The organism is Fictibacillus iocasae (assembly GCF_042665465.1).
Taxonomy (GTDB): Bacteria; Bacillota; Bacilli; order Bacillales; family Fictibacillaceae; genus Fictibacillus; species Fictibacillus iocasae.
Window position 1 is genome coordinate 36,134 of record NZ_JBHTCP010000014.1, and the last position, 23,084, is coordinate 59,217.

At 44.4% G+C, this 23,084-nt stretch carries 15 protein-coding genes and 1 riboswitch; of the genes, 10 read left to right on the forward strand and 5 right to left on the reverse strand.

Translation table 11 applies throughout. From position 1 onward, the window contains the following. Positions 1-15 precede the first annotated feature (15 nt). Complete coding sequence (locus ACFQPF_RS08515) at positions 16-477, reverse strand: MarR family winged helix-turn-helix transcriptional regulator (RefSeq protein ID WP_379748575.1); 462 nt, start codon at positions 475-477, stop codon at positions 16-18. A 214-nt stretch (positions 478-691) separates the two neighbouring features. On the opposite strand from ACFQPF_RS08515, the gene chrA reads away from it, so the two are divergent. Continuing rightward, on the forward strand, positions 692-1,849 hold the full coding sequence (gene chrA / locus ACFQPF_RS08520) for a chromate efflux transporter (protein ID WP_379748577.1): 1,158 nt from the start codon (positions 692-694) through the stop codon (positions 1,847-1,849). A 235-nt stretch (positions 1,850-2,084) separates the two neighbouring features. Next, on the forward strand, positions 2,085-3,215 hold the full coding sequence (locus ACFQPF_RS08525) for a peptidoglycan-binding protein (protein ID WP_379748579.1): 1,131 nt from the start codon (positions 2,085-2,087) through the stop codon (positions 3,213-3,215). Here the strand turns inward: ACFQPF_RS08525 and ACFQPF_RS08530 are convergent. Beyond that, positions 3,184-3,546, reverse strand: a complete 363-nt coding sequence (locus tag ACFQPF_RS08530) for a DUF2243 domain-containing protein (protein ID WP_379748581.1) — start codon at positions 3,544-3,546, stop codon at positions 3,184-3,186. The genes ACFQPF_RS08525 and ACFQPF_RS08530 overlap by 32 nt on opposite strands. Positions 3,547-3,679: 133 nt before the next feature. Between ACFQPF_RS08530 and ACFQPF_RS08535 the strand changes: the two genes are divergently transcribed. The 8 genes from ACFQPF_RS08535 to ACFQPF_RS08570 all read left to right on the forward strand — a co-directional run bounded on the left by ACFQPF_RS08535 (position 3,680) and on the right by ACFQPF_RS08570 (position 19,177). Then, positions 3,680-4,498: an STAS domain-containing protein gene (locus ACFQPF_RS08535; protein ID WP_379748583.1), complete on the forward strand. Its 819-nt coding sequence runs from the start codon at positions 3,680-3,682 to the stop codon at positions 4,496-4,498. 279 nt (positions 4,499-4,777) lie between these two features. Continuing rightward, positions 4,778-5,143: a YhjD family protein gene (locus ACFQPF_RS08540; RefSeq protein ID WP_379748585.1), complete on the forward strand. Its 366-nt coding sequence runs from the start codon at positions 4,778-4,780 to the stop codon at positions 5,141-5,143. Positions 5,144-5,249: 106 nt separating this feature from the next. After that, on the forward strand, positions 5,250-5,918 hold the full coding sequence (locus ACFQPF_RS08545) for a serine/threonine protein kinase (protein WP_379748587.1): 669 nt from the start codon (positions 5,250-5,252) through the stop codon (positions 5,916-5,918). Between the two features lie 62 nt (positions 5,919-5,980). Beyond that, a riboswitch (cyclic di-GMP riboswitch) is annotated at positions 5,981-6,068 on the forward strand. Between the two features lie 110 nt (positions 6,069-6,178). Next, positions 6,179-7,111 carry a GGDEF domain-containing protein gene (locus ACFQPF_RS08550; protein WP_379748589.1) on the forward strand — a complete coding sequence of 311 codons (933 nt, stop codon included), beginning with the start codon at positions 6,179-6,181 and terminating at the stop codon, positions 7,109-7,111. A gap of 237 nt (positions 7,112-7,348) precedes the next feature. Next, the gene (addB, locus tag ACFQPF_RS08555) at positions 7,349-10,843 is read left to right on the forward strand and encodes a helicase-exonuclease AddAB subunit AddB (protein WP_379748591.1); all 3,495 of its coding nucleotides are present in this window, start codon (positions 7,349-7,351) and stop codon (positions 10,841-10,843) included. A 5-nt stretch (positions 10,844-10,848) separates the two neighbouring features. Continuing rightward, a complete protein-coding gene (gene addA / locus ACFQPF_RS08560) occupies positions 10,849-14,577 on the forward strand; it encodes a helicase-exonuclease AddAB subunit AddA (RefSeq protein ID WP_379748827.1) in 3,729 nt (1,242 codons plus the stop codon). 14 nt (positions 14,578-14,591) lie between these two features. Further along, positions 14,592-15,773: an exonuclease SbcCD subunit D gene (locus ACFQPF_RS08565; protein ID WP_379748829.1), complete on the forward strand. Its 1,182-nt coding sequence runs from the start codon at positions 14,592-14,594 to the stop codon at positions 15,771-15,773. Further along, on the forward strand, positions 15,770-19,177 hold the full coding sequence (locus tag ACFQPF_RS08570) for an SbcC/MukB-like Walker B domain-containing protein (RefSeq protein ID WP_379748593.1): 3,408 nt from the start codon (positions 15,770-15,772) through the stop codon (positions 19,175-19,177). Before ACFQPF_RS08565 ends, ACFQPF_RS08570 begins: the two co-directional genes overlap by 4 nt. A 47-nt stretch (positions 19,178-19,224) precedes the next feature. On the opposite strand, the gene ACFQPF_RS08575 is transcribed toward ACFQPF_RS08570, so the two are convergent. Genes ACFQPF_RS08575 through ACFQPF_RS08585 form a run of 3 tightly spaced genes read right to left on the reverse strand, consistent with a single transcriptional unit; the run spans position 19,225 to position 23,009 of the window. Next, complete coding sequence (locus ACFQPF_RS08575; RefSeq protein ID WP_379748595.1) at positions 19,225-20,355, reverse strand: Ger(x)C family spore germination protein; 1,131 nt, start codon at positions 20,353-20,355, stop codon at positions 19,225-19,227. Continuing rightward, the gene (locus tag ACFQPF_RS08580) at positions 20,348-21,439 is read right to left on the reverse strand and encodes a GerAB/ArcD/ProY family transporter (RefSeq protein WP_379748597.1); all 1,092 of its coding nucleotides are present in this window, start codon (positions 21,437-21,439) and stop codon (positions 20,348-20,350) included. The genes ACFQPF_RS08575 and ACFQPF_RS08580 overlap by 8 nt, the downstream gene beginning before the upstream one ends. Beyond that, positions 21,432-23,009, reverse strand: a complete 1,578-nt coding sequence (locus ACFQPF_RS08585) for a spore germination protein (RefSeq protein ID WP_379748599.1) — start codon at positions 23,007-23,009, stop codon at positions 21,432-21,434. The genes ACFQPF_RS08580 and ACFQPF_RS08585 overlap by 8 nt, the downstream gene beginning before the upstream one ends. Between the last annotated feature and the right edge of the window lie 75 nt (positions 23,010-23,084).

Genomic DNA, 23,084 nt, shown 5'->3' on the forward strand with positions numbered 1-23,084 from the left:
AAAAATGAACTGCCGTTACAGCAGCTTGTTAAAGAGGGAAATCATCGTTTTCATTTCTTCAGATGTTAAGCGGTTAAATTTGTCTACTAGATAATCATGCTTGATGTTTTCCATCTTTCGTGCAATGTCTTTTCCCTCCATTGTTATTTCCAAGAACACAATGCGTCTGTCTTCTTCAGAACGAGTTCGGACAATCAGCCCTTTTTTTACAAGGCGGTCAGTGACAGCTGTAATGTGGCTTGATGACACTTTCACTTCACTGGCAATTTCCGAGGCCATTAATGGGCTGTTATCATAGAGAGCTTTTAGCACCGCAAACTCGTTGCCGGGCATGTAATCGGAAAATAGGTCATTGATTTCTTTGCGAAACGTACGGAATACGGTCCGAAAGCTGTGCTCTAGTTCGTTGCTTAGTTCGTTGCGGTTTATATTTGTCATAAATATCGTAACATCCTCGTCCTTTGTTGTATTCTTCATTATATGATAATCTTTTTATGAAAAAAAGAAATTTGATTCGAGGGTATGAAATGGAATGAAAAATTCAACGTTGTTTTTTATGCTGCTTGGCGGCGGATTCTTGATCGGAATCCTTTATTGGGTGTATGTGCTCGCAACTAAAGCACAGCCTGGTTTTTAAAAAAATCTCTTCAAGTAAAAGTACCTATCAAATTTAAAGAAGAGGGTTTAGGTGATGATGAGAACGTATTGGGAAATTTTCTTGACGGCTTTGAAGCTGGGATTGACTTCTTTTGGGGGGCCTGCAGCCCATCTTGGTTATTTTCGTGAAGAGTATGTACATAAAAAGAAGTGGCTTGATGACCGTTCGTATGCAGACTTAATCGCATTGTGCCAGTTTCTTCCCGGTCCGGCGAGCAGCCAGGCGGGCATTGCCATCGGGTCCATAAAGGGCGGGAAGTTTGGGGGCTTTCTCGCTTGGCTTGGATTTACAGCTCCTTCAGTCATGGTGCTGGCCCTATTTTCGTTTGTTATAAACACAACAGACATCGACCTAGAGGGTTTCATTCATGCTCTTAAGCTCGTGGCAGTCGCTGTTGTAGCCATAGCCGTATGGGGGATGGCGAAGTCTCTTGCTGATACAAAGGTGAAAGCAGGGATCGCTATCTTTTCTTGTGCGGCTGTCGCACTTGTTCCTTCTGCCATGATTCAGCTCGCAGTCATAGCGTTATCTGGTGCGGTTGGGTTATTTTTGTTCAAGGACCACGAAAAACGGGCTGTAGCAAAAAACAGCACACTGACGGGTCAATCCGGTTTTCTTTGGCTGCTTCTGTTCTTTTTGCTGTTAGGAATATTTCCATTATGGAATCATCTGTCTGGTTCCGTAGAAGCGGCAATGGCTGATGTGTTTTATCGTGCAGGGTCTCTTGTTTTTGGCGGAGGACATGTTGTTCTTCCTATTTTAGAAAAAGAAGTGGTCCCTGCAGGCTGGGTAACGAGCGGACAATTTTATGCAGGGTATGGAGCTGCACAGGCTGTTCCAGGTCCGCTTTTCACATTTGCTGCTTATCTTGGGGCTGCTGCTTCTGGAATTAATGGAGTCCTGATCGCAACGGCTGCTATCTTTTTGCCATCGTTTCTCTTAATTTACGGGACACTGCCATACTGGGAGAGATTAAGGGGGAACAAGGCGTTTCAATCTGTTTTGACAGGTGTGAATGCGTCTGTGACTGGCATTTTGCTCGCAGCGCTCTATAACCCGCTCTGGACGAGCACAGTGAAATCAACCCTTGATTTTTCGCTTGCGCTCATCCTTTTCTTGCTGCTGGCGATCTGGAAGCTTCCTTCTTGGCTCGTTGTTCTTGCTGCTGGAGCAGCAGGCTTATATTTCTAAATCGCTGAAAATTCCGCTGCCCATACGTGGGCAGCGGGATTTTTTTTATTAAAGAAAGTATAAGGTCAACTATGGCCGGCTTAAAGGCTTAGCGTCAGTCAATTTTTCTTTATGCAACGGATTTTGGCCTCTTTTTTTCTCCATGCAGCCTATTTACTAGAGAAGAGAGACAAGTGTACAGGCAGTGCTTGTCTTTTTTTCATATACTGCAGTAAACCACTTGGAGGTGTTGATATTGGGATTGAAATATCCAATTACAAACATGTACATTGACTCTAAATGGAGCCAGAGACCTGGAGGAAATCGTATCCCGCGCTATAGCGTGGCGCATGATACTGGGAATCCGGGCTCTACTGCCAGGCAGAATTACCGATACTTTAACAGCCAGAATTTAAGTGCATCCGCACATGTATTTATCGATGACAAAGAGATACTGGTCATCATCCCATTGAATGAAAAAGCGTTTCATGTCAGACAGAATGTTTCTGACGGGAACGACTGGGCGATAGGAGTGGAGCTTTGCTGGGGAGGCGCTATACAGTTTGAAGAAGCGTATAAGCGTTATGTCTGGTTCTTTGCTTATATGTGCCGGCAATATAACTGGAATCCTGATCTGCAGATTAAGGGGCACTTTCAGCTAGATCCGTCAAGGCGCACCGATCCTGTTAATGCATTAAAACGCTATGGCAAGACTTATGCTGGATTTATCGCAGATGTTAAGAAAGAGCTCAGTACTGTCAGCCGTGAAGAGAAACCGATGACGATCGTATCTGAAGGAGATAAAGGGCTCAACGTCAGGAAGCTGCAGCAAGACTTGGCTGTTCTTGGTTTTTATAAAGGAACGATCGACGGTCTGTTTGGGCCGCAGACGGAAAATGCCGTTAAGACGTTTCAGCGCTCTGTTAGGCTGACGGTAGACGGAAAAGCCGGACCGCAGACAATCGGCGCCATTCAGAAGGCGATCGAAGCTGCAAAGAAGGAAACCATTTTGAAGAATGGAAGTCAGGGTGAAGAAGTAAGAGATTTGCAAAACAAGCTTAACGCTCTTGGATACAAAGCAGGAACAGCGGACGGAATATTTGGGGATAATACCGAAAACGCTGTGCGTGCATTTCAGGAGAAGAGAGGAATATCGGCTGACGGAATTGCCGGAGCTGAAACGAAAAAAGAAATTCAAAGAGCACTTGATGAAAAGGCGCAAAGAGCACGTAAGCCGACTCCGAGAGGATCTGTTCCGCCCTCAGACTTTGTTTATAGAGTGCAGCTCGGCTCTTTTGCATCAGAAGGAAACGCGAACACGCTTGCAGAGAAAGCGAAGAAGGCGGGTTTCGATGTTATCGTTTTGAGCGAGAGAAAGGAAGACTGAGTTTTTTCTCTGAATATAAACTGAACACGATGAAAATAATTCCAACACCTACAAAAATGGGCTCAAGTACATTTGCTTCGGGCCCTTTTGTTATGCGGTGCAGCTGGAAGATCCAATGAAACAAAACGGTGTCTAAGCTCAGAAAGAAACCGATTGCCCCTACGAAACCGTTAAAAAAAGAACGCGTGAACGCTTTGTAAATGGCGAAAAGCATGGTGATTAATAATACAACACCAAATATAACAGCGCCGATGCGCTCTTCTTGTGATTGTGCCTCAAAACCAAAGGCGAGGACAGGATCGCTAAATAAGACGGCAGTATAAGCTTCCATGGTGAATTCATCCATTTCTTTTCCAAGTGATCGATACTAGTTCATTTTACAACATTAGGTTTAGAAAGTGTTAGAAGAGGGAAAAAGTATTTCGGAAATCATAGGTTTACTTCTAAACAATTCGGGGGTCAATATGAAAACACAAGATACACTAGGAAATCTGCTTATTCAAAATAAAAGACATTTAGCACACCGAATAGACGAACTGCGAATGAACAATGGGGAGACTCACCATCAGGTTACAGAAGAAGTGATTGCCTTAAGATCTGAGCTTTTTCACTTTTTTGGTGAAGCTCTTCACTCGGATGAGTCGTCCTCTTCTGATAAGTTTAAAGAGTGGGGAATTAAAAGCGGAGAGCTTGCTGTAAAATATGACCTTCCGCTTGATCAGGCTCTGGAGAGCACACGCTATTATCGTGTCGTTTTGTGGGAATTTATAAAAAAACAAGCTGAAAATCTCAGACTTGATGCAGCGGGAGTCATTAAATTAGCCTCGATTATTGATCCGCTACTTGACCAGACCGTCCATTCCTTCAGCGTGGCTTATGTGGAGTACAATAATCACATCCTCAGCCTTGCGCGTGAGGCAATAGAAGAGCTTTCGGTTCCGGTTGTGCGTCTGACGAGCTCACTGGCCATTCTTCCGCTTGTTGGTACGATTGATACGTACCGCTCCAAGCTCATAATGGACACAGCCCTTCAGAAATGCATGGAATATCAAGTGGAACGGCTGTTCATAGACTTATCAGGAGTACCCGTCATTGATACGATGGTGGCACATAACTTGTTTCAAGTGATTAATTCTTTAAAACTGCTCGGTGTGGAGGTAACATTGAGCGGAATGAGACCAGAGCTTTCCCAGACCGTTGTTTCTCTTGGCATCAGCTTTGACGGATTATCAATCGTTGGAAGCCTTTATCAAGAGCTTGAAAAATTCGGGATTTCCCAATAGCACGAGCGTAAAGAATGCCTTCATACTGCAGGCATTTTTTTCTTGTTGGTGTGCCCGGCATGGGTACAGGCTATAGGGTGTGAGTCCCGANTTTATTTATCAAAGGAAGGAAGCTTTACTCAAAGAAAGGTGACTCCTCTGTCATTTAACGAACATGTATTTTGGGCCTACTGCTTTCAACGCAGGCAGGTGCGGACTTTTTCCATTAAGAATGTCCTCTCCGCCTCTTGTAAACTTCCACCTTCATAAGCGAAAAATGGATATACGGAGGGAATCGCCGTGCTTTATGGATCAGAAGAAGACCGGGGATTAATTGAGCGGTTTATTATGTATCCGATGCTGCTCACCATATTTGACCGAGATTTAAGGATCATTCAAGCAGTTCCGCTGAAACTGAAGCGGCCATACATCTTGCTCATTGAAAAAATAATGGATGATATCAGCATGGAGCTGCATGAAACGAGAAAACAGATGCTATCAAGGAAAATAAAAGTCATGGACGGAAAACGTCTTGATGACCTTACGGAGTATGAAATTTTTATTAGAGGCTATCGGGAAGTAATGAGGTTTCCAAACGTACACTTGCGAAACAAAGCAGAAACCCTTATTGAGCATTTCTTATTGAAGAAATATCCCTCTACTTAACGATTTGCTTAGGGTGAGAAAAATAATTGGCGACTTTTTGGCTTGACCGTGTATACACTAAGAAAGAAATGGTCTAACAACGGAAAGTGAAAGTCGAGGTCGGATTATGATAGAGAAGCTGCAGGAATTTATTAAGCTTGCAGAAGCACTAGATAAAGAGGCTGTGATTGTCAGTGATGATGAGTTTGATCCAGTCAAAACGATAACGTATCCAAAGCCGTGGATTGTGCTGGGGTGCGGAAATTATGCTGCGGTTTTTGCTCATCCGGATCATATGGATTATGTGGTAAAGATATACGGAAGGGCGAAAGAAGGCATAAAGGACGAGATAGAGGTATACAGCCGCCTAGGCCGACATCGCGGGTATTCCCAATGCTATTATTATGGGGAACGATTTTTAGTGTTAAAGCGAATTTTTGGGACGACTTTATTTGATTGTGTTCATAAAGGGATGAAAATTGAGCCAACGATCATTGATGAGATTGATGCAGCGCTCGATTATGCACGCCAGCGTGGATTGTATCCACACGATGTTCATGGAAAGAACGTCATGATTTCCAATGGACATGGTGTGATCGTCGATGTCTCGGACTTTTTAGTGAAGGAAGACTGTGGAAAATGGAAGGATTTAAAAGCCGCGTATCACAAGTTGTATAGGCATACCCTATACCGTTTTCCTATAAAAATCCCATATAATGTATTAAATGTGGTGAGAATCGGGTACAGGTGGTATAGAAAAATAAGTAAAATTGGTAAAAAAGGTACAAAGAACTAGATAAAAAGTTGGAAATATCCTCCTGTATAGGATATAATCACTATAAATTAATATTATACCTTTGTTTTTCAAGGCAAACCATTTGAAAGAATGGGACGCAAAGCCACGGGTCTAATGCTGAACAACAGCGAAGGCAGCCGGGTTGCCAAAGGGGACGATCGGCTGCATGCTAGAGCTGCTTCCTTTTTGGGGAGCAGTTTTTTTGTGCTGTTTCAGCACGGATACATGTTTGATCAAACAAAGAGATTTGAGGGATTTACATGGCCAGAGAAAAGTATTGGCAAGAGTTGCGGAAAAAGCTGTATACAAAACATGTGGACGCCATCCCTACCATGATCGATCATCATTTGGGCGAACTAAAAACGGCAAAATATTTTAATTTATTTCTCACATCATCACTCACACCGTATGAACATACGGTACAAAAAATGCTTCATGCGAATTGTCGAGGCGTGTTTCTGCCTGAGCGGCGATATAAAGGATTTTTAAAAAAATCAGAGGAAAGTGCCTTTCAATCTGGTATCCAGTTTGTGAAGCATCAGAAAATTCCATACCGTTCATTAGGGTGCTTTACCAAAAGTATTCGAAACGCCGTCCTGCTGGAAGTGAAGAAGGTGCTGTCGGATGAAGAGATGGAAGTCCAGCTCCATGTATTGGAGCGTTGGAACGAGATCAGCCACCATTCTTTAACCGGTTTCTTAAGCGGCTTTTGTTCACAGCAATTCATGGATTTAAAAGAAATCAGCATTCGTGATCCGTTGACTAACTTATATAACCGGCGCTATTTCTATGATTGCCTGGATGATCGGATTAATGAGTCCGCGTGCATGGAACAGCCTCTGACGCTCCTCATGCTCGATGTGAATAATTTTAAATATGTAAACGATGAATTCGGCCATAATAAAGGGGACGAGCTCCTGTGCCATATTGCATGGCTGGCCCAAGAGCAGTCTCTTGATTACGGCTTCCGATTCGGCGGCGACGAGTTTGTCTTCCTGCTTCCAGGAGCAACCGAGCAGGAAGCCTATGAAACAGCTGTCAAGATTGAAAAAAGGTTAAGTAATTGGAAGAAATACGTTTCACTTGCATACGGGGCCATAGAACTTAAGCCAGATGCAGGAGAACGAATCGATGACTACCTTCATTTGGCGGACAAAAGAATGTATGACAGTAAAAAAAGTATAAAAAGATAGAAAAAAATACGTTGTGATAAAGTGTGAAAGCTATCAACGAATGCTATGTTTTTGCAAGGCAATCCTTCATCTTCTCCAAAATGATTTGTACGTTTACTAGAGGTCGCATCTGCTTATTGATGCGGCCTCTTTTAATTTCGTCACTTTCCATTTTTTCCATTCGAACGCATGTTTTGTTCAGAGTAGGAGTATGCGATAATGTAGAGATAAGAAATGGGCGAAAGGATTGTGAGATAAATGAGTTTGCGATTTATGCTGGGACGTTCAGGAACGGGCAAATCAGAGCGGATGATGAATGAAATCATTGAACGCTTAACAGAAGATCCAGCAGGGGAACCGATTATCTATTTAGTGCCTGATCAGATGACGTTTCAATCAGAGTATAAGCTATCCTCTGCACCTGGTATGAACGGAATGATAAGGGCACAAGTCTTCAGCTTCTCCCGTCTGGCATGGAAGGTTCTTGGCGACATGGGCGGCATGACTCGAACGCATATTACCAGTACAGGTATTCATATGATGCTGCGCAAAATCATTGAACATCGCCGTGAAGAGTTAAGGATCTTTAAGAAGTCCTCTGATCAGACAGGGTTTTATGAGTTGCTTGAACTGATGATGACAGAGTTGAAACGTTATTGCATCACTCCTGATGAAGTGAATGGTCATGCTTCTTCGCTTCAGTATTTTGCAGGGAAAGAAAGCACAAAGAATGTACTTCAAGACAAGCTTTCTGACCTTGGACTTATTTACAATGAACTGGAAAACGCTCTTGCGGCAAATTATGTTGACTCAGAAGATTATCTCCGTCTACTTGTTGAAAAGATCCCTCATTCACCCTACATACGAGAGTGCGAGATTTATATTGACGGCTTCCACTCCTTTACTCCGCAAGAAAAAGAAGTGCTTGCGATGCTGATGAAATACGCCAAAAAAGTAACGGTTGCATTGACTGGTGACGTGGAGAGCCATCATGCTGCACCTCATGAACTGGATCTATTCCATATGACATCTTCAACGTTTATCCAGTTAGTCAATATGGCGAAGGAAAATGGTGTCAAAATAGAAGAAAATGTTCTTCTTGCCACTCCTGAAAGATTTAAGTCACCTGCTTTGCTTCATTTAGAGCGCCACTTTGATACCCGCCCTGAAGTTAAATCAATGGATACAGAGGGTTTAAAGCTTTATTCCGCTGTTTCATTGCGGGCAGAGGCAGAAGGAGCAGCTCGAGAAATATTGCGGCTTGTTCGTGATGAAATGTACAGGTTTCGTGATATTTCCATCTCCGTGCGGAACTCTGCTTCTTATCAATCGGTTATTGAAACGGTATTTGAAGAATATGAGATCCCTGTCTTTGTCGATCAGAAAAAGTCGATGCTGCACCATCCTCTAGTGGAGCTGATTCGTTCGGTGCTGGATATCATCAGCAAGAACTGGCGATATGAAGCGGTTTTTCGTGCGGTGAAAACAGATCTTCTTTATCCAGGTGACCGTACAAGAACGGTTAAAGAGCTGAGAAAAGGAATGGATCAGCTGGAAAACTATTGTCTGGCACTCGGCATTCAAGGGAGCCGCTGGACAGATCCTAAACCTTGGAAGTATGTGCGAATCCGCGGCCTTGAAGAAGGAGAAGCAGCAAGGACAGATTCTGACCAGCAAAAGGAAAACGAGCTGAACGAGCTAAGAGAAATCATTGTTGCACCTATTAAACGATTGTCACGTGATTTTAAAACAGGAAAAACGGTCCGAGATTATTGCGCAGCCCTTTTTTATTTTCTGGAAAGAATGGAAATTCCCGCTAAGCTTGACGCGTTGCGCCTGAAAGCGGAGGAAAACGACAGGCTGAAGGAAGCGCGTGAGCATGGACAAGTATGGAATGCTGTGCTGAACCTGCTCGATGAAATGGTGGAAATGACAGGGGATGAAGAAATTCCTCTATCCTTGTGGACAAAAATGCTAGATACAGGTCTAGAGAGCATGAAGTTCTCACTCGTTCCGCCAGCGCTTGATCAAGTGCTCGTCGGAACGGTGGACCGCTCGCGATTTACAGATGTAAAAGTGCATTTCCTGCTGGGTGTAAATGAAGGAGTGCTGCCTGCACGTCCGAAAGAAGGCGGCCTTTTGTCAGAGAGTGACAGGGAAATGCTCGAGCAGAACGGATTGGAGCTGGCACCTTCAAGCAGAAGGCAGCTGCTTGATGAACAGTTTCTTATTTACTTATCGCTCACGAACGCATCTGACAAGCTGTATGTATCCTATCCTCTGGCTGATGAAGAAGGAAAGACACTGCAGCCGTCTATGGTGATAGCCAGATTGCACACTCTTTTCCCTGAAATGAAAGAAAGGCTTTGGAACAATGAGCCGGAGTGGGAGGATGACCTTGAATTTATTCAGCATCCGAGAAAAGCGGTCGCCTATTTGAACGGAAAATTGCGTGAATGGAAACGGGGCTATGGCATGGCGGATGTCTGGTGGTCTGTCTATAACTGGAGTCTTGAGAATAAAGACATCAGGCATTTTGCTTCTACCGTAATGTCGGGACTTTTCTTTAAAAATCAAGAAGAACGGCTTGAACGTTCAATTGCCGAAGAATTATATGGTTCAACCATATCTGCGAGTATTTCAAGAATGGAAATGTTCTCTTCGTGTCCGTTTTCTCAGTTTGCTTCATACGGACTCAAGCTGAAGGAACGGGAAATTTACCGGCTGGAGGCCCCGGATATTGGACAGCTCTTCCATGCGGCGCTTAAGAATATGAACGATTTTTTAGACAGCCGCGGAATGAAGTGGCAGGATCTTTCACAGAATGAAGCTTTTCGTATTGCGGGAGACATGGTGGAGCTGCTCGCGCCTAAACTTCAGCATGAAATACTGCTGAGCTCCAACAGGCTGCTCTATATTAAACGCAAGCTAAAGGATGTTGTTGGAAAAGCCACTTTTATTTTAAGTGAGCATGCCAGAGCGAGCGGCTTTGCCCCGGCAGGACTGGAGCTTGGATTCGGCCGAGGCGGTGAGCTGCCACCGCTGGTGTATGATCTGCCAAACGGAACGAAAATGGAGATCATCGGACGAATTGACAGAGTGGATACAGCGAAATCGAACAGCGGCCTTATGCTGCGTGTTATTGATTATAAATCCAGCTCAACGGGACTTAATTTAAGCGAGGTCTATTATGGCATTGCCCTGCAGATGCTCACGTATTTAGATGTGGCGGTGACACATTCAAGCAGATGGCTTGGAGAGGAAGCTGTTCCGGCAGGCGTGCTGTATTTCCATGTTCACAATCCACTGTTGGCTAACAAAAAATTGATGACATTAGAAGAAATTCAGAAGGAAGCATACAGAAAGTTCAAGATGAAGGGGCTAGTGCTCGCAGAAGAGGAGGCGATCGGCCTCATGGATCATACGATGGATAAGAAATCGGATATTATCCCTGTTGAACTGACACAAAAAGGATTTCATAAGAGAAGCTCTATCGCGACTAAAGAGCAGTTTCATCAATTACGTGGGTTTGTGAAAAAGACGGTTCAGCAAATCGGCACCGAAATTTCAGAAGGGCATATTGCTATCTCTCCTTATGATTTAAAGAACAAGAAGCCTTGCACGTTCTGCTCGTATAAATCGGTCTGCCAGTTTGATGAGTCGTTTGAGGACAATTCATACCGGCAATTGAAAAACGAAAAAGATGACATTATTTTAGAAAGAATTTGTGAAGAAGGAGGAGAGGCGAATTGAAAACGATGACGCCAAAGCCTGAGGGAGTGCTGTGGACCGACGACCAGTGGAAGGCCATTACGGCCAGAGGAGAGAATATCCTTGTGGCTGCTGCGGCTGGGTCAGGCAAAACGGCTGTCCTTGTAGAGCGGATCATTTCCATGATTAAAGACAAGCATGCGGATGTTGACAGGCTGCTGATCGTAACGTTCACGAACGCTGCAGCTGCGGAGATGAGAAAAAGGATCGGCGAAGCACTGGATGAGGAGCTGAAAAGTCACCCTTCATCCTTGCATTTAAGACGCCAGCTTAATCTTTTAAATAAAGCCTCCATTTCAACGCTCCACTCCTTTTGTATCGAAGTGCTGAGAAAGTATTATTTTATGACAGATCTGGATCCTGGCTTTAAAATTGCGGACGAAACCGAGGCAGAGCTTTTGCGTCAGGAAGTCATGGACGACTTGTTTGAAGAAGAATACAGCAAAGGGGAGGAGCATTCGTTTTATACGCTTGTTGACGCGTACAGCTCTGACCGCAACGATCTCGAACTTCAGAAGCTTGTGCTCTCTTTGTATGATTTTTCCCGGAGTCATCCCGATCCGGAAGGCTGGCTTCAAAATATGGCTGCTTTATATGAAACGAATGGGAATGATATCGAAAATCTTCCATGGACGATGGAATTGCTTGATGACATGGCCAGGCAGCTTACGGGATTAAAGATGTATGCGGAAAAAGCGCTTGAAGCGGCGCTGTCGCCTTCAGGGCCGGGGCATTATGTTCCGGCGCTTGAAGGAGATGTGTCTGAAATGGAAAAGCTGCTGGCCGCTTCAAAAACGTGGAACGGGCTGTACGCGGCATTTCAAAAACTCGAATTTGATAAGCTGAAGACAGTTCGGGGATTTGACGGTGACACGGCACTGAAGGACAAAGTGAAGAATATGCGTGACTCTGTGAAAAAGAGAGTGACTAAGATAAAGGAAGATTATTTTGAACGTCATCCTGATTCGTATGTGTTGCATTTAGAGGAAATGGCCCCTGTTGTTAAGGAACTCGCCTCTTTAGTCATCATGTTCGGCGATAGGTACAGTGCTGCGAAGAAAGAGAAAGGTCTCGCTGACTTTGGCGATCTGGAACATTATTGCCTGCAAGTCCTGTCAGCACCCGGCTCAGTAATGGACAAGCCTGTCCCGTCGGATGCCGCGCGGGAATACAGGGACCGGTTCATTGAAGTGCTCGTGGATGAGTATCAGGACACGAATTTTGTTCAAGAATCCATCATCCGCCTTGTTTGCAAGGATGGGGAAGAAGGCAACCTGTTCATGGTTGGTGACGTTAAGCAGTCGATCTACCGTTTTCGTCTTGCGGAGCCGATGCTGTTTTTGTCTAAGTACCGATCCTTCACTTCAGCTGGGGGGAGCGGGCTGAAGATTGACTTGTCCCAGAATTTCAGAAGCCGTGAAGACGTTCTTTACGTCTCCAACTTCATCTTTAAGCAAATTATGGACCGCCGGGTCGGTGAGATTGATTATGATCAAGATGCCGAACTAAAGCATGGTGCCACCTACTATCCTGATGCGGAAGAAAGAGAAACGGAACTCCTCATCATTGATAAAAGCCAGCCTGTACAGAGTGAGGACGGCGAAGAAGGCGAAAGCGAAAAGAGCGAAATGGAGACGGTGCTGCTTGAAGCTAGAGTGATGGCAGAAAAAATCAAGAAGCTTGTCGGGACCGACGGAAATAAGCCCTTTATGGTGTATGACAAACAGACGAAAAATATGAGGCCAATCCGATATAAGGATATCGTTATCCTGCTGCGCGCTACACAGACATGGGCCCCAGCGATTCTGGAAGAATTCAAGCAGCAAGGCATTCCGGGTTACGCAGAGCTTTCTTCGGGGTACTTTCATGCTGTTGAGATTCGTGTCATGATGTCACTTTTACAAGTCATTGACAATCCGCTGCAGGACATCCCGTTTGCTGCTGTTCTTCGTTCCCCGATTGTCGGCCTTTCGGGAGAAGAACTGGCATTAATCCGACTTGCGCAAAAATCAGGCTCTTATTATGAAGCGGCGGAACGTGCTGCTGAGGATGGACGAGAAGAATGGCGCGGTAAGCTGAAGGCATTTCTTGACGCACTTGAGCGCTGGAGAATGCGGGCACGAGGCGGGTCTCTTTCCGATTTAATTTGGAATGTATACAGCGAGACAGGATACTATGACTTTGCTGGAGGTATGCCCGGAGGAAAGCAGCGCCAGGCGAACCTAAGAGCACTGCATGACCGGGCAAAAGCCTACGAATCTACTTCGTTCAGGGGGCTTTTCCGCTTCTTGCGTTTTATTGATAGAATGCAGGACCGCGGAAAAGATTTAGGAGCGGCAAGGGCGCTTGGTGAACAGGAGGACGTTGTGCGTATCATGACCATTCATAAAAGCAAGGGTCTTGAATTTCCTGTCGTCTTTGTAGCAGGGCTGAACAAGCAGTTTAACATGATGGATTTAAAAGAGAACGTGCTTCTTCATAAAGAACTAGGGCTTGGCACACGCTATATTAACCCTAAATACAGAGTCACGTATCCAACTTTGCCAAAGCTGGCCATCGCCCAGCGTAAAAGGATGGAATTGATCGCTGAAGAGATGCGGGTGCTCTACGTGGCCATGACACGGGCAAAAGAGAAGCTGTATTTGCTTGGAACGGTCAACGATGCTGCCAAATCTGCTGAGAGCTGGGAGGATGCATTGTTTGAGGAGAGCTGGATGCTGCCAGATTATATACGCGCACAGGCGAAAAGCTACTTGGACTGGATTGGGCCGAGCGTGCTGAGGCATAAAAACAGCGTGCCACTAAGAGATTATCTCCGTTCATCATCTGCAGGAAAGGGCGAAGTGTACATTCATGAAACAAACTGGAAGGTAAGCATCCTTCAGGCTCAAGAGTATGAAGAGATGGAGGTACAGCCTGAACAAGAAGCTGAACTTCTTACTCTAGTAAAGTCAAGGCAGCCCGTTCCAGTTGTGGCAGACGAGGAACCAACAGTGCTTGACAGGCTAAAGTGGCGTTATAAGCACTCAGCATCCAGCACGACGAGGTCAAAGCAGTCCGTAACAGAGATCAAGAAACAGCATCAAACAATAGATGAATACAGCAGCCGGGACCTCGTCGCGGCAGCACGTCAGCCGATGCATGAACGTCCATCTTTCTTAAGCGGCCAATCCATGAATGCTGCGGAAACCGGCACAGCGATGCACCTTGTGATGCAGCATCTCGCTTTAGATGCGGTGGAAAGCGAAGATGAAATTAGGGAACAGATCGCTAGAATGGAAGAGAACGAGATCCTGACGACTGCACAAGCAGAAAGCATTAATTTGACTGCTATCATATCGTTTTTTCAGTCGCCGGTCGGTTACATCGTGAAAAAATCAGACAGCACAAAAAGGGAAATTCCCTTCAATATGGCGGTTCCAATAAGAGAAGTAAATCCTCATTTTAAAGGTGATGAAAACGAGAAAGTGCTGGTCCAAGGGGTAATTGACTGCCTCGTACAAGATAAAGAAGGCTATATACTCATCGACTATAAAACGGATGGCATCACCAATCGCTTCTCGGGTGGATTCGCTGAAGCAGAAGGTGTTCTGAGGGAACGCTACAGCGTTCAGATCGCCCTTTATGTAAAAGCGATCGAAACAATACTCAAGCAGCCTGTTAAAGAGTCTTATCTGTACTTTTTCGACGGCGGCCATACGCTGAAGATGAAATAAAGAGGAGGGTAATGATGAGAATCCTGCATACTGCTGACTGGCATCTTGGCCGGACATTAGAAGGAAGAAGCCGTTTGGAAGAGCAAGCCGCATTTTTGGAGGAAATCGTCAAAATTGCAGATGATGAAAAAGCGGATGTAATCTTGATGGCAGGCGACGTATTTGACACGGTCAACCCGCCGGCTGTGGCGGAGACGCTTTTTTATGAAGCCGCAGCCCGGCTATCTGATAAAGGAAATCGTCACTTTATTGCTGTTTCAGGCAATCATGATCATCCAGACCGGCTGTGCGCATCAATTCCTCTGGCTAAGGAATTGGGGATTACACTAATTGGCAGTCCTGAAAAGCATCTTTACTCTCTGTTCTCAAAAAGAACGGGAGAGATAGCGGAAATTTGTGCCCTTCCTTATCCTTCTGAATCGAGGCTTAAGCAAGTGCTCGCACACACGCAGGAGGAAGAAGGATTAAGAGATGGATACGACGCGTGGGTGCGTGCTTATTTTGATAAAATCACGTCATCATTCAACCCGAAACACGTTAACTTAGCAATGAGTCATATCTATGTTGCCGGAGGAAACGACAGCGACTCCGAGCGCCCGATCCATATCGGCGGTGCATACACGATTGCCGCTTCGGCTCTTCCAGCATCATCGCAATATACTGCACTCGGCCATCTTCACCGGCCGCAAAACGTAAAGCGGGCGGCGTCGCCGGCAAGGTATTCGGGTTCTCCGATCAGCTATAGCTTTTCGGAAGCCGGGCAATCGAAGTCGGTGACGATGGTTGACGTAGCACCACGACAAGATGCCATTATCAGTGAAATTCCTCTGTCTTCTGGAAGACCGCTTCTTTCATGGGAAGCGAAAGGCGGACTGCAGGAAGTGTATCAATATCTAGATGAAGGTCTGTACAGTCAGGCTTGGATTGATCTTTCTATCCATCTGACCGATGCGATCGCGGTAGAAGAAATTCAGCGGCTCCGAAAACGCCACGGAGGCATCATTCATATCAAACCGGTGTACCCGCTCGAACAACATGAAAAAGAACGCTCTGTAACAGTGTCCAAGCTTCCGCCTGATCAATTGTTCAAAGCATTTTACGAAAAACAGACGGGCGGCGCGACACCGGGAGATGAACTGGTCACATTATTTCTTGAGCTGCTGAACGAAGAGAAAAAGGATGAGGTGAACGCATGAAACCGATATCGCTTACGGTAGCTGGTCTGCAAAGCTTTCGTGAAAAACAGACGATTCCTTTTGGTGAACTTTGCAGCGGAGGCGTGTTCGGCATCTTCGGCCCAACTGGCAGCGGTAAATCGACTATTTTAGATGCTATAACCCTTGCTCTTTACGGAAAAGTCGAACGAGCAAATGGCGGAACACATGGCATTATGAATAACAACGAAGATAAGCTGTCTGTCTCTTTTTCGTTTGCTCTTAACAGCAGTGAAGGGATAAAAGAATATTGTGTAGAACGTTCGTATAAAAGAACAGGTGAGCATACATTACGAACGGCATCATGCCGGTTGACGGAAATGGTGAATAACGAGCCAATCGTACACGCCGACAAAGAACGAGATGTGACACAGTACATTCAGCAAATTCTTGGCCTCACAATCGAAGACTTTACAAGAGCTGTCGTTTTGCCTCAAGGAAAATTTGCGGAGTTTCTCTCTTTAAAAGGCGCTGAAAGAAGGCAGATGCTGCAGCGTCTTTTTCAGCTTGAAAAGTATGGAGATGCGCTGAACGCGAAACTGAAAAAGCGCTTTGACGAAGAAAAGTCAAAGGTGAACGAAATCATCGCAGAGCAGAACGGCCTTGGAGATGCATCAGCAGAAGCTTTCGAGGCCGCTGAACGAGCGCTTAAAGAATGTGAACTTCAGCTTATAGTTCATAAAAAAAGACAAAGTGATGCCGAACAGCAGGCAGAAAAAGCAAGACGCCTGAAAGAAGCGCAAGATAAACAAGCAAAGCTTCTAGTACAAAGAGAAAAACTAGTGGATCGTCAAAGCGAAATAGACATACTGAAGAATAATCTTGAGAAAGCTGTTCAAGCAGAAAGAATACTTCCTTATTATGAAGAATGGAAAACGAAAACCGAAGAAAAAACATTTTATGAAAAAAAAGTGATCGAACTGAGTGTTGAAGCAGAGAGACTGCGAAACGATCTTTACAAAGCGGAGAAGGAAGCTGAAGCTTTACAAAATGAGCAAGAAATGAAAGTACCTTTCTTGACTGAACGAATATCGTTTATGAAAGAAGCGGCTAAAAAACAAACGCAGCTGCGTGAAAGACAGAAGGAGCAAAAAGCATCATCACAAACGCTAGAAGTATTGACCAGCGAGATGGAAGCTCTTTCTCTAGAATGTAAGAAAGAAGTAGATTTGCTTGAAAAAGGAGAGCAAAAGAAAAAGCAGCTGCTTACACTTCAATCCGACAATACGGTTGCTTCCGAAGAACGGCGGCAGCTTGCTGAAGCGGCAGCTATTAAGTCGTCTTACAACCAAGCTGTACAGTATGCAGACAGCTTGCGTGCTGAACTTGATAAGCTAAAAAGTGAGCGAGCTGCTGCAGCTGGCCATTATTCTTTGCTCTCTGAAAAGAAAAAGGACAGTGAGCATATTGTTTCTGAACAGATGAATCAGCTGCAAATTGTCTTTGACCGGGTATGCGAAGCCAAAAGAGCTAACGAAAAGGTAAGGAAGCTATTCTTGTCTGAACGAAAGGCATATCGAGAAAATGTGGAAAAAAACAGGCGGGAAGAACTGGCACTTGAACTCGCCCGCTCCTTAAAGGATGGAGAGCCTTGTGCAGTTTGCGGTTCTTCTCATCATCCATTTCCTTTTAAGGATGCCGAGGAAAAACAAACATTTATAGATTTTGATGAAGAACGCTTGGATGAATCGATAAGAACGCTTGAATCTCAAGCAGAGAAAGCTGGCGAGCGCCTTGAGAACATCGCAGCCAAGATCATGGAACGTCATTCATCATCACGTTCTTTCGTGGATGAATCAGCAGCTTCGGTTTCAGGGAGTTCTGCTGTCAATCAGACAGGTGATGTAGGCAGAGGCACTTTGGAAGATCAGTTACATGAAGCTTGGCAAAACATGAAAAAGATCGTTCAAGACATCATTGAATTAGATGAAAAAGCGAACAAGTTTTATAGCAGTAACGAGAACTTAATGAAGAAGCTGAATGAAGCCGAATTACAAATGAAGATGCTTGAAAAGCTTTTTGAACCGCTCCAAGTTAAGCTGAATGAGGCTGTTCACTCATGTGAAGAAGCGAAAAACCGTTTTGACAAGCTTTTTTCCTTCACACTAGATGACGTAGATTCTTTAACAGAGGAACTTCAAAATAAAGACAGAGTTCGTGAAGAGGCGGAAAAGCGATTAACCATCGCGGAAACATTTTTAGGAGAAAAAATGGCCAATCTCGCGGCGAAACATGCTCAGCAGAATGACTTGGATAAAAAGCTCACGCTAGAGTCAGTGCGGAATGAATCAATTAAAAAAGAGGCAGAAGCTCTTGCAGAAGAGATTAAAGCCGTTACAGGCAATCATGATCCTGAGGAATTGCTTCAACGCTCACAGCAAGAACTCGAGCAGTTGAACCGTAAAGTGAAAGACTCGACCGTTCAGCTGCGTAAGATGCAAGAAGCCTACTCATTGTGTGACAAAGAACATCATTCTTACACCGAGTCGTTAAAAACGCTTGAAAAGGGAGAAATGAAGGCAGAAAAAATCGTGACGGAAAAACTGTCAGATTCTATATTTGATTCTGCAGAACAAATGGCAGAGGCAGCCGTTTCTTTCGATGTGCAGTCAAGCTGGAAAGAAATGATCGTTTCTTTTGAGGATGAGTGGAAAGCACTTCAAGACCGTATTTTAATCATTGAACAGTCTCTTCATGGCGAGCAGCTGTCGAATGAAGAGTATTTGGAAATAATACATGACCTTGAAACCGTGAAAAAGGAAGTGGAAGAAGCCAGCCAGCGTTTAGGAGAGGCTCGCAGCACGTATACTCAGCTTTCAAAAAACTACCAGCGTTTTGCAGAGCTTGAAACGAAAAGGAAAAAGAGTGAAGCGTTATGTGAGAATTACAGCAAGCTTCAAGCTGTATTTAGAGGAAACACGTTTGTTGAGTTTGCTGCTGAAGAACAGCTTCATCAAATTACGAAAGATGCATCGGAGCGTCTTGCTAAGCTGACGCGGGGGCGCTATGCGATTGAAGTCGATTCAACGAACGGTTTTGTGATGAGAGATGATGCTAACGGCGGCATTAAAAGACCGGTTTCGTCGCTTTCCGGTGGAGAAACATTCTTGACATCACTTGCACTTGCGCTGTCACTTTCCGCCCAAATACAGCTGCGCGGGAAATACCCGCTCGAGTTCTTCTTTTTGGATGAAGGGTTTGGAACGCTGGACCAAGAGCTGCTCGACACGGTGATTACTGCGCTTGAAAAGCTGCAGTTTAACTCATTTTCGATTGGAGTCATCTCGCACGTTCCGGAACTTCAAGCAAGGCTGTCAAAGAAAATAATTGTCAAACCGTCCGACTTAGCAGGGAACGGCACGACGGTCGCGCTTTTGACTGAATAACGAGAAATAAGGCCGCTCATAAATGGCTGAGCGGCCTTATTTAGTGCTTATTCAATAATCCCAAATCCAACGACTTTCACATTAACTTTAGAATGGAAATCAACCGTTTTAAAGTAATTTTTTTGATCTATTTTTCTCCACGCATCATTATGAAATGCGATCAGCTGCCGTCCGACACCGAACGTATCACTGTTGTAAGACTGCAGCTTTTTTATGATTCCGTGAGCCTCTTTTGTCAGTTCTTTGCTTAACTGCTGTTCGACCATCTTTACACCTTCTGCATCCGTTTTATGTTTCATTGGAATCTCCCCGATAGAAACGGCAAGGTTTAGTGTAAGATCAGCTCTGATATCACCTTTTTGGTTAACAGAGACATTAAATTTACGTTTAGATTTTTTTATACGGAAGGTTACATATTTCGTTGGACCGCTCTCGTTAATATCTGGCAGCTTTCTTGTTGCAGAAGTGGACTTGTTGCTTTCCTGTGCGTTTAGAAAATTAAATAAAATCGATTTAGGACCTAATATTGTACCGGCCATAACATGCTCTTTAAAAACGGCAACACCAATCACTTCTACCTCTTTTTTGTCAGGCTGCAAGTATGGAAGAGCAAAGTCCTGACCGGGGTCAAACATGACAGGACAGATGGTCTGGATATTGACATCTGGCAAAAAAGACGTTTCCTCTGCACTTTCAACGAGGTCATACAAATACTCTCCTAAATTTCCTGTAGCGACATTTGGCTCCTGAAACCGTGTATTTATGATGTCAGACGCTTTTTTGCTAGATATAGCAAGCTTCGCGTTTAGTGCAGACTTAGGATCGCGGTAAAAGACATCTAGAATGTTATATATATCCTTTTGGGCAGCCTCCTTGCCTAGAACAATAATTAAATTTTTAGATGAGTCGACCCGTTCTGCGATTCGCCGGTCAAGATAGATACGAGTTTGTCTCGCTGTATGGCCGACGGCACTGAACACTTGCGACCGTTCTTGTCCTTCATCCTTGGCACCCGGCTGAACTTGCGGGATGGCAGCGGTAGTGCGGACTTTGCCGTCTTTCGTATAGTCAAACCCGCCAGCTTTGATTAATTTGATCTGATTCAGTTGAACTTGATCCCAGCAGCCTGTCAAGAACAGGGAAAAAACAAGAGGAAGGTATAGCCACTTTTTATTCATGCGTCACACTCCCTGCCTTTTTCTTTGTGAAAATCGCGATCAGAAGCAAAAGCGCGATAACAGGAATGTTGAAGATGATGCCAGACAAACTGATCCACTTGCCCCACTGTTTAATCTGCAGATCAGATCCTGGCAGTGTGGCAATAAAAATGCATGCTGGAATGGTATACAGCAGTACTTTTTTATGATGCTTTAATTTCAGGACGGTCTGTATTCCTTTCGCTGCAATAAACGAATAGCTCATAAATGATGTCGCTACAGATACGAGCCATAATGAAGCAAACACAAGATCTGTCCGCTCGATTACTTTAAAAGAAAAAGCTTTTAGCATGTACAACACAGGTTCTGGAACGATAATGATTTCTTCCGGATTAAAATAAATAAATGTGGTGAATGTAGCGTATGTGTAGAACAATGTAACGCCTAGCGCAGCAAGAGACACCGCTTTTAATTTTTTTTCGGCTTTCCCTGACGTGTATGCCCAAAAGACTAAAGCAGAATCAAAGCCGAGCAAAGCAACCGTCGCGTCTTGCGTACCGAGCAGGACATTTTTCATTCCACTTGCGCCGATCGGCAAAATATATAAAAGATGAACATCTGTATACGCATAAGCAATTAAAAAAAAGAGAACGATCAGCAGCGGTGTGACGATGATGAAGAATCGCGCGATGATTCGAGGTGAGCTGATGATCAAATACCAACTTGTCAAAGCCAGACTGCTCATCAGCACCCATTTTGGCGTTTCAGGGAATATCCATCTTCCAGTAATCTGATAAAAAAACATGAGTATCAATACAGACACAAAGATAAAATGAATGGAATACAAGCAATTAAGAACGTTGCCAGCGGACGGTCCAATGAGCTGCGGAATGACTTCAAACAGTGTCTTTCCTGGAAAACGTTTCATTAACGTCCACATCATTAAAATAACGAATTGCACGAATATACCCGCGATCATGATCGACATCCAGCCATCTGTTTTGGCTTTTAAAAACATGGTGAAAGGAAGAGACAGGATGCCGACGCCGATTTGAGTCTGTAATACAACAAAAAACATTTGGCGAGGTGTGATGCTGTTATTCATTATTTTCCTGTTCCTCCCATCTTCTTGAACGGTTTTCTTGTTTTAATTTTTGAGGCTTCGCATCAAGCGGGCGTTGATTCAGTTTCCAAAAAGGCAGACGAATGAGCGCATCCCGCATGTTTTGTGTGCGCAATGGAGCTAAAGGGGAAAAGAATGGCACGCCGAACGATGTTAGCTTTGTTAAATGCATGAACAGCAGCATAAAACCGATTACGATACCGATAAAACCGAGTGTGCCTGCAAGCACCATTAACGGAAAGCGAATGATGCGCACTGCCTCGCTCATCTCGTTAGAAGGAACGATATAAGCTGATATGGCGGTGATGGCAACAACAATAATCATCATATTGGATACGAGTCCGGCACTGACAACAGCATCACCGATAACGAGACCGCCGACAATGGCGATGGTTTGTCCGATGGGAGAAGGCAGCCGAATGGAAGCCTCACGAATAAGCTCAATCGTCAGCTCCATGATCATCGCCTCGATTAGTGGCGGATAAGGAATGTTTTCTAGCGAGCTTTTAATTGCCAAAACAAGTCCCGATGGAATGACTTCAAAATGAAATGAGACGACTGCGATGTATAGGGCAGGAAAGCCGAGTGCTGTAAAAAAGCTGAAGATTCGGATGAAGCGGAAAAACGAGCCAAGCATCCACCGGGTATTATAATCATCCGAGGATTGATAGAACGAAAAGAAGTTTGCTGGCATGATTGATGCCATTGGAGATTGGGCGGTCAGCACCACAACGCGGCCTTCCATCAAATTTCCAGCCGCACGGTCAGGTCTTTCTGTATCCAGTATTTGCGGAAACGGACTGAAAGGATGGTCTTCAATGCTTTCTATAATGTTCCCAGGTGTTAAAACAGAATCTGAATCGATGCAAGATATTCTATTCTCTACTTTTTTTACGATTTCTTTGTTTGCGATTCCGTCTACATAAAGAATGGCACCCTTTGATTGTGTTTCTTTTCCTGCCGTAAAATATTTCACGACAAGCTTTGGATTCTTGATCCGTTTTCTAATAATGGCGATATTTGTCGTTAAGTCTTCAATAAAGCCGTCATGTGAACCGCGGATGACCCGTTCGTTTGAAGGTTCTGTGATATCGCGCTTATATCCTGCGGCTGTTGCTGCGGCATAATAGACATCATATCCTTCTATAAAAATGAGCGTCTTTCCATCTAGCAGCAGCTCAGACGATTTGTTGATGTCCTCTTCTAATGTCGTTTCTGCTTGAATGACAGTATGAAGCGATTCAGGTGTGACCGTTTCTCCTAATTCAAACAAAGGGTTGATGACTTCGTCTTGAACAAGCTTCACATCCGCACTTGTTTCCAGGTTTACGAACAAAATCTTTCGGTTCCAATGATCGAAGGAGATGTATTTAAAGTTCAAATCACTGCTTTTATTAAAAATAAAAGAAAGATGAACTTCATATTCTTCTAGGGTCAAATGACGCGCGGAGGATGTTTCATTTTGAACAGCATTAATCTTCTCTTTTCTGTCAGTCAAGGGTACTGACTGTTCCTCGCTAAGAAGCGGTTTTGGTTTTTTAAACTGTGTCAACAGAATCACCTCGTATCCCGTATTTTTTTCCAATGAGGCTGTTAATATTCAAGCACCTTCAATACCGTATTTTTT